We start from the raw sequence: 12,571 nt of genomic DNA, 5'->3' as shown, positions 1-12,571 counted from the left end.
CTCCTTAGTTAGTGGCGGTTATCCCGCCCGGTAGTTCGGCACTGGCGGTCTGTCCGACACCACCCTGCGGCGCAGACTGGAGTGGATGGGCATCGAAATACTTGCGCAGCCCGTTATAAATCGCCTCGGCAATTTGTTGCTGATAACTGTCGCTGCCTAACAGACGCTCTTCACCGTTGTTACTGATAAACCCGGTCTCTACAAGAATGGAAGGGATATCAGGCGAGCGCAGTACGCCCAGACTCGCATGCTCAGGGCGACGCTTGTGCAGGGATCCGATACCGTCTAACTGGCTCAGTACGTTAGTGGCAACATCATACCCGACGCGCTGAGAATGGCCGAACTGTAAATCGAGAACCGCCTGGCTAAGGTAAGGATCGGACTGGCTGTTTGCCAGCACATCGCCCGCCCCGCCTAACAGCTCGGACTGTTTCTCATGTTCTTCCAGCCAGTTCGCCATTTCGCTGTTGGCGCGACGGTTGGACAACACCCAGACCGAAGCCCCCGTCGCACTCCGGTTTGGCGCGGCATCAGCATGAATAGAGACCAGGAAGTTCGCATTCTGTTTACGCGCCACGTCAGAGCGCCCCATCACAGAGATGAAATAGTCGCCGTCACGGGTGAGCACGCCTTTAAACATCGGGTCATTATTCAGCAGCGTACGCAGCTTACGGGCAATAGCGATAGTGACGTTTTTCTCACGCGTACCGCCAGGGCCTATCGCCCCTGGATCCTGCCCACCGTGGCCGGCATCGATAGCAATAATCACTTTATCGCCCGTGACGGCACGACGCGCACTGGACGCAGGCCGGGTCGCGGTATTACTGCTGGTCACGGTGGTGATACGATCGCTGCCCGATTTGAATGGGTTACGGGCAGGCTCTGCGGGCCGTGGCGTGTAAGCGGGGGTCTCCACGCGTTTCGCGACAACCGGCGGTGGTGGCGGTGGCGGCGTATCGGCTTTGATGGTGAAGACCACGGTGTAGTTCGCACCGTTCTGCTGCTTCACCGCCTGGGTTTTACCCTTTTCCGTAAGATCGACCACCAGCCTCAGCGACTGGGCATCCTTCGGTGTTCCCGAACGGATGGTTTTCACCAGATTGTTACCACTGAATTGCAGCGGCAGCCCCTGAATCACGCCCGTCTGTTTGATATCCAGCGCCACGCTGCGGCTATCAGGCTGTGAAAAAGCATATTCAGGATCGCCCATAAAACTGAAGGTAATCCGCGCCTGGCTATCGCCATTCGACACCTGAATATCCGAAAGTGTGGCCGCTCCGGCTTGTGCACAAAGCAATACCGTTGCTGCTAATAACCAATTTTTAACGCGATTAAACATCCCGTCATCCCTTCGCTTAACCGGCTAAACGCGCCAGTAGGGAACTGCCTGATGAGGAGACTGCGCTGATGCGAGCCTCACGCCCTTGCGCCTGGTAATCTAAGTGGATTTCGACATCCGGGTCAGGTAAGACACCCGCACCTTGTTGCGGCCACTCCACCAGGCAAATGGCGTCGTTGGCAAAATAGTCGCGGATCCCCATAAATTCCAGCTCCTCGGGATCCGCAAGACGGTACAGATCGAAATGGTAAACCATTAAATTTTCAAGCGTGTAGGGCTCAACCAGGGTGTAAGTGGGACTTTTCACGTTACCCTTGTGGCCTAGCGCCTGTAAAAAACCGCGGCTAAAGGTCGTTTTCCCCGCGCCCAGATCGCCATACAGATAAATCACCGTTGCGCCCTGGCAAGCCTCTGCCAGATGTTTACCCAGTGCTAAAGTGGCCTGCTCGTCAGGTAATGGAATCACTCGATTAGTCATTTTCTACATCAATCACATTCGGGTTTACAACACGCCGCAGCGTGTCAAAAAGATCGGTGGCCAGCATACCGCGCGTGCCGTACTGAACGGCAAGTTTGTCGGCTGCTGCGCCATGGGCTACACAACCCGCGCAGGCGGCATCGTAAAGAGGGAGTTTTTGTCCAAGCAACGCGCCGATAATACCGGAGAGTACATCACCCATACCGCCGCTCGCCATCCCCGCATTGCCGGCATCAATAATGCCCAGCGCGCCTGATTCACAGGCTACAACGGTTCCCGCCCCTTTTAAAACGACAACACCACCGTAACGTTGTACCAGACGTTGCGCAGAAAGTAAGCGATCGCTTTCAATTTCTGCGATGCTGCAATTTAGCAGCCGCGCGGCCTCGCCAGGGTGTGGCGTCAGGATGCGATTGTGACGTTTATCCGGATTGATTGCCAGAAGGTTCAGCGCGTCGGCATCCCAGAGCATCGGTTTCCGGACGTTTTCAACTTTCTGCAGCGCCTGTTTGCCCCATGCTTGCTGGCCGAGCCCGGGTCCAATCACCACGACATCCGCCCAGGCGAGGCTCTCTTCCAGTGAGTGCGCGGTCAGTTCATGCAGCATCAGCTCTGGCCGGGCAGTGATAATAGGCGCGATGTTCTCTGCGCGCGTCAGCACGCGTACCAGACCTGCACCTGCACGCAGGGCAGCCTCACCCGTCATCCGTATCGCCCCCGCCGTACCGTGATCGCCACCGATAATCACCAGCTTACCGTGGTCCCCTTTTTGCGAGGTCGGCCGACGCGGTGCCAGCCAGTCTGACAACTGACTGGCCTCAAAGCGGGTCATTGCCGTCTCCTGCCCTGCCAGCCACGCGTCTAGCCCGAGGGCGTTATGGTGAAGCTTGCCGACTACGTCCCGCGCTTTGCCCGTTAACAGACCGGGTTTTAGCGCGATAAAGGTCACCGTCCGGGCAGCCTGAATGACCGCACCAGGCGTGGCCCCCGTCTGAGCCAGTAATCCCGAGGGAATATCGAGCGCCATCACGGGCGCGGGATGCGCATTAGCATGGTCAATCAGCGCGGCAACCGGGTCGCGCGGCGCGCTGCGAAGCCCGGTACCAAGCAGCCCATCAATGATCAGATCGACCTCTTCTGGCCAGCATACGTCGGGAGCATGAATGACACCGCCCGCGTTAAGCCAGGCGTCCCTTGCCGCCTGGGCTTCTTCTGGTAAAGGGTTGTCGCTCTCTAATGCCAGCAGCGTGACGCTAAACCCGGCGGCAAGCGCCAGCCGGGCCACCACGTAGCCATCGCCGCCGTTGTTGCCGTGCCCGCAAAGGATGAGCCAGTGTGCTGCATCCGGCCAGGCTTCACGCGCCACGGTAAACGCCGCCTCGCCCGCGCGCTGCATCAGCTCATAAAGGGTAATGCCAAGGCTATCAGCAGCCTCTTTTTCGGCGCGACGGAGGTCATCCGCAGGCCAGATGGAATGTGGTATACTTGCGGGGTTTTTCTTCACAGTATGGTCCGTCATGTCACAGCCCCTCGATCTCAATCAGTTAGCGCTAAATATTAAACAGTGGGGCGCCGAGCTTGGCTTTCAGAAAGTCGGCATCACGGATACCGATCTCTCTGCCAGCGAGCCAAAACTGCAGGCATGGCTGGATAAACAATACCACGGCGAAATGGAGTGGATGGCGCGACACGGCATGATGCGTGCCCGTCCGCATGAACTCTTACCTGGTACCCTACGCGTCATTAGCGTACGCATGAACTACCTTCCCGCTAATGCGGCATTTGCCCGCACGCTGAAAGATCCAACATTAGGTTACGTGAGCCGTTATGCCCTGGGGCGTGATTATCATAAGCTTCTGCGTAACCGGCTAAAAAAACTGGGCGAGATCATTCAGCAGCATTGCGATTCGCTGAATTTTAGACCCTTTGTCGACTCTGCGCCTATTCTTGAGCGCCCGCTTGCGGAAAAAGCCGGCCTCGGCTGGACTGGTAAGCACTCACTTATCCTGAGCCGTGATGCCGGTTCGTTCTTTTTTTTAGGTGAGTTACTGATCGATCTCCCTCTCCCGGTGGATAGCCCGGTTGAAGAGGGCTGCGGTCGCTGTGTGGCCTGCATGACCATCTGCCCTACGGGAGCGATTGTTGAGCCCTACACGGTGGATGCCCGCCGCTGTATCTCTTATCTCACCATCGAACTGGAAGGGGCCATCCCTGAAGAGTTCCGACCGCTTATCGGCAACCGTATTTACGGCTGCGATGATTGCCAGCTGATCTGCCCCTGGAACCGCTATTCACAGTTAACGGATGAAGATGATTTCAGCCCGCGTAAGGCGCTACATGCCCCACCGCTTGTCGAGCTGTTTGCCTGGAGCGAAGCCTGGTTCTTAAAGGTAACGGAAGGTTCGGCTATTCGCCGCATCGGCCATTTACGCTGGCTGCGAAATGTCGCAGTGGCGCTGGGCAATGCGCCGTGGAGCGAGGCGAATATTCAGGCGCTGGAAAGTCGTAGAGGTGAGCACCCACTTCTCGATGAACACATCGAATGGGCGATTGCGCAGCAGATTGAGAAGCGGAATGCGTGCGTTATCGAAGTACAGCTACCGCAAAAACAACGCCTTGTAAGGGTGATCGAAAAAGGGTTACCGCGGGATGCGTGATATATTCACACCCTGTGAATAAAATTAAAAACCGAGGAATCATCATGGGTAGCTTACAGGTCAAGAGATCGCCATAACATTTTGAAATGAAATTTTATTGCCAAATTTCAGTGAGTTATAAAGATACTATTCACCAGGCGAAGTTTTTACATATTGACGCAAATCGAACAAACCTGTGGATAAGTCTGTTGAGGAAAGTTTTTCAGAAACAACACAAATCACCCGCGGCGAAGGTTCTCGCTGTGGATATCTAAGAGGAGAGAAAATTTGGAGCGGGAAACGAGACTCGAACTCGCGACCCCGACCTTGGCAAGGTCGTGCTCTACCAACTGAGCTATTCCCGCTTGGGTGGTCTTACTGTGTAGCGAACAAATTTTGGAGCGGGAAACGAGACTCGAACTCGCGACCCCGACCTTGGCAAGGTCGTGCTCTACCAACTGAGCTATTCCCGCTTGGGTGGTCTTACTGCGTAGCGAACAAATTTTGGAGCGGGAAACGAGACTCGAACTCGCGACCCCGACCTTGGCAAGGTCGTGCTCTACCAACTGAGCTATTCCCGCAAATCTGTTGCTGTCGTAACGAATAAATCCTGTCGTTACGGGAGGCGCATTATACGAGAAATCCTTTTAGCTGCAACCCCCCTCAAAGCGTTTTTTTAGAAATTCAGTTCAAGTGATGGAATATTCATCGCTTTGCGCGTTTTTACACCATGCAGCCCTTCTGACGGCCGGGTAAGGCACAAGCACTACCCGGCAACGCCCTGAATCAGAGCTGAATAAAGTGTTCGCGATAGTATGCCAGCTCCGCCACTGACTCACGAATATCGTCCATTGCCTGGTGCGTGCCCTGCTTCTTGAAGCCATCCAGGATTTCAGGTTTCCAGCGACGCGCCAGCTCTTTCAAGGTGCTGACGTCCAGATAACGGTAATGGAAGTACGATTCCAGTTCCGGCATATATTTAAAAAGAAAACGGCGATCCTGCCCGATGCTATTGCCACAGATAGGCGATTTACCTGCAGGTACCCACTGTTTCAGAAATTCAATGGTGGCCAGTTCCGCTTCGCGATCGCCCTGGTTACTGGCTTTGACACGATCCACTAGCCCGCTGCCGGTATGGGTGCGCACGTTCCAGTCATCCATCAGCGCCAGCTGTTCGTCGCTTTGATGAACCGCAATGGTCGGCCCTTCCGCCAGGATATTGAGGTTCGCATCGGTGACCAGGGTCGCAATCTCAATGATGCGATCGCGCTCGGGATCCAGCCCGGTCATCTCAAGATCGATCCAAATCAGGTTATTTTCATCCGCGCTCATGTTATTTTCCACCCTTCTCGCATAACCCGCCGCGGCAGGTTAACTAGTATTGATTAGTGTGTATCATAGAGGTTTTGCCCGTTACGGGCGACCAGGAGCCAGCACGATTGAGTAAAAATAAACTCTCCAAGGGGCAGCAGCGCCGGGTGAAAGCCAATCACCAGCGTCGTCTTAAAACCACTGCGGAGAAAGCCGACTACGATGACAACCTGTTTGGCGATACGGCTGAAGGCACGGTTATTAGCCGCTTTGGTATGCACGCCGATGTGGAATCTGAAGACGGCAGCGTGCACCGCTGCAATATTCGTCGCACCATCCGTTCACTGGTTACCGGCGATCGCGTCGTCTGGCGTCCAGGTAAAGTGGCAGCGGAAGGGGTGCTGGTAAAAGGCATCGTAGAGGCGGTACATGAGCGCACGTCGGTGCTGACGCGCCCTGATTTCTACGACGGCGTTAAGCCGATCGCTGCCAATATCAATCAGATCGTCATCGTTTCGGCCATATTGCCTGAGCTGTCGTTGAATATCATCGACCGGTATCTGGTGGCCTGCGAAACCTTGCAAGTTGAGCCGTTGATCGTACTGAATAAAATCGATCTGCTCGACGACGAAGGCATGGCGTTCGTGAACGAACAAATGGATATTTACCGCAAGATTGGCTATCGGGTACTGATGGTCTCCAGCCATAAAAAAGATGGACTGTTACCGCTGGAAGAAGCATTGACTGACCGTATCAGTATCTTTGCCGGGCAATCAGGCGTGGGTAAATCGAGCCTGCTAAATAACTTACTGGGGCTGCAGAAAGAGATCCTGACCAATGATGTCTCTGATGTCTCCGGACTTGGCCAACATACCACTACCGCCTCACGCCTGTATCACTTCCCTCATGGCGGCGACGTGATTGACTCGCCTGGCGTGCGCGAATTCGGTTTATGGCACCTCGAGCCGGAACAAATCTTTAACGGATTTGTCGAATTCCATGACTATTTAGGCGCTTGTAAATACCGCGACTGCAAGCATGATAACGACCCTGGCTGCGCAATTCGCGAAGCGGTCAAAAACGGTGACATTGCGGAGACCCGTTTCGAAAACTATCACCGCATTCTCGAAAGCATGTCTCAGGTAAAAACGCGTAAAAGCTTTTCTGAATCTGATGACTGACAACTAAGCTTAGCGTCGCTAAAATCGTCCCCCATTTTCAGGTTCCGGCTGTTAACAGCCGGATCAGGAACGACAAAACAATGGCCTGGAGGCTACCTTGTTAAACTCATTTAAACTTTCGCTTCAATACATTCTGCCAAAACTGTGGCTCACTCGCCTGGCGGGCTGGGGCGCGAGCAAACGAGCGGGCTGGCTGACAAAGCTGGTAATCGACCTGTTCGTAAAATATTACAAGGTCGACATGAAAGAGGCGCAGAAGCCGGATACAGCCAGCTACCGCACCTTTAACGACTTCTTTGTTCGCCCGCTGCGCGACGAAGTTCGCCCACTAAATACCGACCCAAATGTCCTGGTCATGCCTGCCGATGGGGTCATCAGCCAGTTAGGTAAAATCGAAGAAGATAAGATTTTGCAGGCGAAAGGCCATAACTACAGCATGGAAGCACTGCTGGCAGGTAACTACCTGATGGCTGACAAGTTCCGCAATGGCTCTTTCGTGACCACCTACCTGTCACCGCGCGACTACCACCGTGTGCATATGCCTTGTAACGGTATTCTGCGCGAAATGATCTACGTACCGGGCGACCTCTTTTCCGTTAACCACCTGACCGCGCAGAACGTACCGAATTTGTTCGCCCGTAACGAGCGCGTCATTTGCCTGTTTGATACTGAATTTGGCCCCATGGCGCAGATTTTAGTCGGTGCGACCATTGTGGGCAGCATTGAAACCGTCTGGGCTGGCACCATCACGCCACCGCGTGAAGGCGTGATCAAGCGCTGGACATGGCCTGAAGGTGAAAGCGAAGGTTCCGTCGCTCTGCTGAAAGGCCAGGAGATGGGTCGCTTCAAACTCGGCTCGACCGTTATCAACCTGTTCGCACCGGGCAAGGTGGATCTGGTCGAGTCGTTGCAGAGCCTCTCCGTAACGAAGATTGGCCAACCGTTAGCCCTCTCTACCGAGACCTTCGTTACGCCGGACGCGGAACCTGCCCCGCTTGCTGAGGAAGAGATTGCCGCTGAACTTGACGCCAGCCCGCTTGTTGACGATAAGAAAGCTGAAAGCTAATTAAAGGACCGCTGACGTGCGCCCGATTATCATTTTTCTGATGGCCTGGTGCCTCAGTACGGGGGCGTACGCTGCGACGGCCCCTGATGCCAAACAGATAACCCAGGAGCTGGAGCAGGCGAAAGCGGCTAAACCCGCGCAGCCTGAAGCCGTTGAGGCACTCCAGACCGCACTGAACGCCCTCGAGGAGCGTAAAGGTTCCCTCGAGCGCGCTCAGCAATATCAGCAGGTTATCGATAACTTCCCCAAACTCTCTCAGACGTTACGCTCTCAGCTGAATAACCTGCGCGATGAACCGCGTGAGGTGCCAGTGGGAATGACCACCGACGCCCTCAATCAGGAGATCCTGCAGGTCAGTAGCCAACTGCTGGAAAAAAGCCGTCAGGCGCAGCAAGAGCAAGAGCGCGCCCGTGAAATCGGCGACTCCCTGAACCAACTGCCGCAACAGCAAACCGACGCCCGCCGACAGCTTAATGACGTTGAGCGACGCGTAGGAACACAAGCCGGCAACACAGCCCAGAGTCAGGCGCAAAATATCGCCATTCAGGCCGAGTCCGCCAAACTCAAAGCGCTGGTGGATGAACTTGAGCTGGCACAGCTGTCTGCGAATAACCGACAGGAACTGGCGCGTATGCGCTCTGAGCTTGCGCAGAAGCAGAGCCAACAGCTTGATGGCTACTTACAGGCCCTACGTAATCAGTTAAATAGCCAGCGCCAGCGCGAAGCAGAACGCGCGCTGGAGAGCACAGAACTGCTGGCTGAAAACAGCGCCAACTTGCCACCGGACCTGATCGCCCAGTTCAAAGTGAACCGTGAGCTGTCGGCTGCCCTTAACCAGCAGGCCCAGCGGATGGATCTGGTCGCATCGCAGCAGCGTCAGGCCACCAATCAAACCTTACAGGTACGCCAGGCGCTAAATACCCTGCGCGAACAGTCTCAGTGGCTGGGATCGTCGAATCTGCTTGGCGAAGCCCTGCGTGCCCAGGTGGCACGTCTGCCTGAGATGCCGAAACCACAGCAACTTGATACCGAGCTGGCGCAGTTGCGAGTGCAGCGTTTGCGCTATGAGGATCAACTCAACAAACAGCCGCAGCTACGTCAGATCCGCCAGGCCGACGGCGCGCCGCTGACAGCCGAGCAAAATCGCATTCTGGAAGCCCAGTTGCGTACTCAGCGTGAACTGCTGAACTCGCTTTTGCAGGGTGGTGATACCCTGATTCTGGAGCTGACCAAGCTGAAGGTGTCTAACAGCCAGCTCGAAGATGCGCTGAAAGAGGTGAACGAGGCGACCCACCGCTATCTGTTCTGGACGTCTGACGTACGCCCGATGACCATCTCCTGGCCGATTGAAATTGTGCAGGATTTACGGCGCCTCATCTCGCTGGATACTGTCAATCAACTCGGCAAAGCCAGCATCATGATGCTGACCAGTAAGGAGACCATATTCCCGCTGCTGGGGGCGCTGATTCTGGTCGGATGCAGTATCTACTCCCGCCGCCACTTTACTCGCTTCCTGGAACGTTCTAGCGCTAAAGTTGGGAAAGTGACGCAAGACCATTTCTGGCTCACTCTGCGTACCGTGTTTTGGTCTATCCTGGTGGCGTCACCCTTGCCGGTGCTGTGGATGACGCTGGGTTACGGCCTGCGTGAAGCCTGGCCTTATCCGCTGGCCGTAGCAATCGGCGATGGGGTAACCGCTACGGTACCGCTGCTATGGGTTGTTATGATCTGCGCCACTTTTGCCAGACCCAATGGGCTTTTTATTACCCACTTCGCCTGGCCGCGTCATCGCGTCACACGAGCGATGCGTTACTACCTGATGAGCATCGGGCTGATTGTGCCGCTCATCATGGCGCTGATCATGTTCGATAACCTGAGCGACCGAGAATTTTCTGGCTCGCTTGGCCGCCTGTGCTTTATTTTGATTTGTGGCGCGCTGGCGATAGTTACCCTGAGCCTGAAGCGTGCGGGGATCCCGCTCTATGTCGATAAAACCGGCAGCGGCGACAATATGTTTAACCGTCTGCTCTGGAATATGCTGCTCAGCGCTCCGCTGGTTGCCATTCTGGCCTCTGCCGTAGGCTATCTGGCTACCGCTCAGGCCCTGCTGGCGCGTCTTGAGACCTCGGTCGCCATCTGGTTCTTGCTGCTGGTGGTGTATCACATTATCCGTCGCTGGATGCTGATTCAGCGGCGGCGTCTGGCTTTCGATCGGGCTAAACATCGCCGCGCGGAAATTCTTGCCCAGCGCGCCCGTGGTGAGGACGAACCGCAGCACACCACCAGCACTGAAGGCACCGCGGAGATTGATGAGGTTGAGCTGGACCTTGATGCCATCAGTACCCAGTCTCTGCGTCTGGTGCGTTCCATTCTGATGCTGATTGCCCTGCTGTCAGTGATCGTGTTGTGGTCTGAAATTCACTCGGCGTTTGGCTTCCTTGAGAACATCTCCCTGTGGGATGCCACCTCAACCGTCCAGGGCGTTGAGAGCCTTGAACCGATCACGCTTGGCGCCGTTCTGATCGCAATTCTGGTGCTGATTATCACCACCCAGTTGGTACGGAACTTCCCTGCCCTGCTGGAACTCGCCCTGCTGCAGCATCTGGATCTCACGCCAGGCACCGGCTACGCCATTACCACCATCACCAAATACCTGATCCTGCTGCTGGGTGGGCTGGTCGGTTTCTCGATGATTGGTATTGAGTGGTCGAAACTGCAGTGGCTGGTCGCCGCATTGGGTGTGGGGCTCGGCTTTGGTTTGCAGGAGATTTTTGCCAACTTCATTTCTGGCCTGATCATCCTGTTCGAAAAACCGATTCGTATCGGCGATACCGTGACGATCCGCGATTTGACGGGCAGTATTACGAAGATCAATACCCGCGCGACCACCATCAGCGACTGGGATCGCAAAGAGATCATCGTGCCGAATAAAGCGTTCATTACCGAGCAGTTTATCAACTGGTCACTGTCGGATTCGGTGACGCGTGTGGTCTTAACCGTGCCCGCCCCTTCCGATGCCGACAGCGAAGAGGTGACGAAGATCCTCTATACGGCGGCCGATCGCTGCTCGCTGGTGATCAACACACCGGAACCGGAAGTCTTCCTTGTTGACCTTCAGCAGGGGATACAGATCTTCGAACTGCGCATTTATGCCGCTGAAATGGGCCATCGTATGCCGTTGCGTCATGAGATCCACCAGCTGATTCTCGCTGGCTTCCGTGAGCATGGCCTGGAAATGCCGTTCCCGCCTTTCCAGATGCGTCTGGAAAGTCTGGATGGGCGTAAGACGGGAAGAACTTTGACGTCGGCGGCGCGTTCCCGTCCAGCGGGAAGTTTGTAACGCCTTCACCCTCTCCTGCGGGAGAGGGTGAAAAAGAATTACGCGCGATCGACCGTAAAGGCAATCACGTCGCCCAGTTGCTCGGCGCCCAGCGCCAGCATCACCAGACGGTCTACGCCCAGCGCGACGCCGGAGCAGTCCGGAAGACCGGCTGTTAATGCGTCCAGCAGGTTAGTATCAATAGGCTGCTGCGGAAGACCGCGGGCATTGCGCTTGCGGTTATCCTGCTCGAAACGTTGCTGCTGTTCACGAGCATCGGTTAATTCGTGGAAGCCATTCGCCAGCTCAATGCCCTTGTAATAGACCTCAAAACGTTCCGCAACGCGGTGATCTTCGGTGCTGATCTGCGCGAGCGAGGCCTGACTTGCCGGGAAGTGATAGACGAACGTCGGGCGGTCTTTACCAATCTGTGGCTCAACGCCAAAGGCAAACAGCAGTTGCAGTAAGGTATCGCGATCTCCTTCGGTGTCCGCCACATTGCTCAGATCGAGTTTGGCTGCCACTTCACGTAGCTGGGTTTTATCCGCTGAAAGAGGATCAATCTCCAGATAGCGCTGGAATGCTTGCTGATAAGAGAGCGTTTCGGCTTCCGCACACTCCAGAACCTGCTGCAGCAGATCGTCCACCTCGTTCATCAGGCGATACATATCGTAATGCGGACGGTACCACTCCAGCATGGTGAACTCAGGGTTGTGATGACGTCCCATCTCTTCATTACGGAAACTACGACATAGCTGGAATACCGGGCCACAACCCGCCGCCAGCAAGCGCTTCATGTGGTATTCCGGGCTGGTCATCAGATAGAGGTTCATCCCCTGAGAGTGGCCAGGTCCAACAAAACGGGTTTCAAACGGGACCAGATGAATATCAGTCACCGTCGCCTGACTCATGCAGGGCGTCTCCACCTCCAGCACACCGCGATCGGCAAAGAAACGGCGAATTTCCGCCATAATTGCTGCGCGTTTTAACAGGTTTGGGATGGATGCGCTCGGCTGCCAGGTGGCCGTTTCGCTCATGAGATTTTCTCCGATTTCAGACAAGGGGACGAAGTCTACTCGTTACCCCGAGCGGAGACAAATTTTGCACAGTGAAATAGCCATTTTTTATTTAGGACATTAATTGCGTGTCGCAATTCATCAATCACGATGATAAATCGCGCGGTAGAACCGCAAAAAAATCGAACACGTCAAATTTCCCTCACGTCTGTGCGGCTATACTGC

9 protein-coding genes and 3 tRNA genes are annotated in these 12,571 nt (G+C 55.2%); 4 read left to right on the top strand and 8 right to left on the bottom strand.

Translation table 11 applies throughout. From position 1 onward, the window contains the following. Positions 1 to 4: 4 nt before the first annotated feature. From amiB to nnr, 3 genes are read right to left on the bottom strand one after another with little or no spacing between them, the layout of a single operon-like run. On the bottom strand, positions 5 to 1,339 hold the full coding sequence (amiB, locus tag B2Q93_RS19075) for an N-acetylmuramoyl-L-alanine amidase AmiB (protein WP_046886387.1): 1,335 nt from the start codon (positions 1,337 to 1,339) through the stop codon (positions 5 to 7). A gap of 16 nt (positions 1,340 to 1,355) precedes the next feature. Next, positions 1,356 to 1,817: a tRNA (adenosine(37)-N6)-threonylcarbamoyltransferase complex ATPase subunit type 1 TsaE gene (tsaE, locus tag B2Q93_RS19070; protein WP_040077504.1), complete on the bottom strand. Its 462-nt coding sequence runs from the start codon at positions 1,815 to 1,817 to the stop codon at positions 1,356 to 1,358. Then, the gene (gene nnr, locus B2Q93_RS19065) at positions 1,810 to 3,336 is read right to left on the bottom strand and encodes a bifunctional ADP-dependent NAD(P)H-hydrate dehydratase/NAD(P)H-hydrate epimerase (RefSeq protein ID WP_286934082.1); all 1,527 of its coding nucleotides are present in this window, start codon (positions 3,334 to 3,336) and stop codon (positions 1,810 to 1,812) included. The genes tsaE and nnr overlap by 8 nt, the downstream gene beginning before the upstream one ends. Here nnr and queG point away from each other — a divergent pair. Continuing rightward, complete coding sequence (gene queG, locus B2Q93_RS19060; protein WP_040077506.1) at positions 3,335 to 4,474, top strand: tRNA epoxyqueuosine(34) reductase QueG; 1,140 nt, start codon at positions 3,335 to 3,337, stop codon at positions 4,472 to 4,474. The two genes, nnr and queG, sit on opposite strands and share 2 nt — an antisense overlap. Positions 4,475 to 4,742: 268 nt before the next feature. On the opposite strand, the gene B2Q93_RS19055 is transcribed toward queG, so the two are convergent. The 4 genes from B2Q93_RS19055 to orn form a co-directional block, all read right to left on the bottom strand. After that, a tRNA-Gly gene (locus B2Q93_RS19055) sits at positions 4,743 to 4,818 on the bottom strand. A gap of 32 nt (positions 4,819 to 4,850) precedes the next feature. Then, positions 4,851 to 4,926, bottom strand: a tRNA-Gly gene (locus B2Q93_RS19050). Between the two features lie 32 nt (positions 4,927 to 4,958). After that, a tRNA-Gly gene (locus B2Q93_RS19045) sits at positions 4,959 to 5,034 on the bottom strand. A gap of 205 nt (positions 5,035 to 5,239) precedes the next feature. Continuing rightward, positions 5,240 to 5,785, bottom strand: a complete 546-nt coding sequence (gene orn / locus B2Q93_RS19040; protein WP_040077508.1) for an oligoribonuclease — start codon at positions 5,783 to 5,785, stop codon at positions 5,240 to 5,242. 107 nt (positions 5,786 to 5,892) lie between these two features. Here orn and rsgA point away from each other — a divergent pair, with 107 nt between their 5' ends. The 3 genes from rsgA to mscM all read left to right on the top strand — a co-directional run bounded on the left by rsgA (position 5,893) and on the right by mscM (position 11,351). Next, entirely contained in the window at positions 5,893 to 6,945 is a 1,053-nt protein-coding gene (gene rsgA, locus B2Q93_RS19035; protein WP_286934080.1) for a small ribosomal subunit biogenesis GTPase RsgA, read from the top strand. A gap of 97 nt (positions 6,946 to 7,042) precedes the next feature. Then, on the top strand, positions 7,043 to 8,011 hold the full coding sequence (asd, locus tag B2Q93_RS19030) for an archaetidylserine decarboxylase (protein WP_040077511.1): 969 nt from the start codon (positions 7,043 to 7,045) through the stop codon (positions 8,009 to 8,011). Positions 8,012 to 8,027: 16 nt separating this feature from the next. Continuing rightward, positions 8,028 to 11,351: a miniconductance mechanosensitive channel MscM gene (gene mscM / locus B2Q93_RS19025; protein ID WP_046885479.1), complete on the top strand. Its 3,324-nt coding sequence runs from the start codon at positions 8,028 to 8,030 to the stop codon at positions 11,349 to 11,351. A gap of 38 nt (positions 11,352 to 11,389) precedes the next feature. On the opposite strand, the gene epmA is transcribed toward mscM, so the two are convergent. Continuing rightward, positions 11,390 to 12,367, bottom strand: a complete 978-nt coding sequence (epmA, locus tag B2Q93_RS19020; protein ID WP_286934078.1) for an elongation factor P--(R)-beta-lysine ligase — start codon at positions 12,365 to 12,367, stop codon at positions 11,390 to 11,392. Positions 12,368 to 12,571: the final 204 nt, after the last annotated feature.

Source organism: Leclercia sp. UBA5958 (genome assembly GCF_002430365.1).
Classification (GTDB): domain Bacteria; phylum Pseudomonadota; class Gammaproteobacteria; order Enterobacterales; family Enterobacteriaceae; genus Enterobacter; species Enterobacter pneumoniae.
This window is presented reverse-complemented; position numbering and strand designations above follow the sequence as displayed.

What these genes read in the sequence shown, in the direction of transcription:
- tsaE (WP_040077504.1), bottom strand. Translation starts at nt 1,817, where the DNA reads ATGACTAATCGAGTGATTCCATTACCTGACGAGCAGGCCACTTTAGCA.
- epmA (WP_286934078.1), bottom strand. Translation starts at nt 12,367, where the DNA reads ATGAGCGAAACGGCCACCTGGCAGCCGAGCGCATCCATCCCAAACCTG.
- nnr (WP_286934082.1), bottom strand. Translation starts at nt 3,336, where the DNA reads ATGACGGACCATACTGTGAAGAAAAACCCCGCAAGTATACCACATTCC.
- orn (WP_040077508.1), bottom strand. Translation starts at nt 5,785, where the DNA reads ATGAGCGCGGATGAAAATAACCTGATTTGGATCGATCTTGAGATGACC.
- queG (WP_040077506.1), top strand. Translation starts at nt 3,335, where the DNA reads ATGTCACAGCCCCTCGATCTCAATCAGTTAGCGCTAAATATTAAACAG.
- amiB (WP_046886387.1), bottom strand. Translation starts at nt 1,339, where the DNA reads ATGTTTAATCGCGTTAAAAATTGGTTATTAGCAGCAACGGTATTGCTT.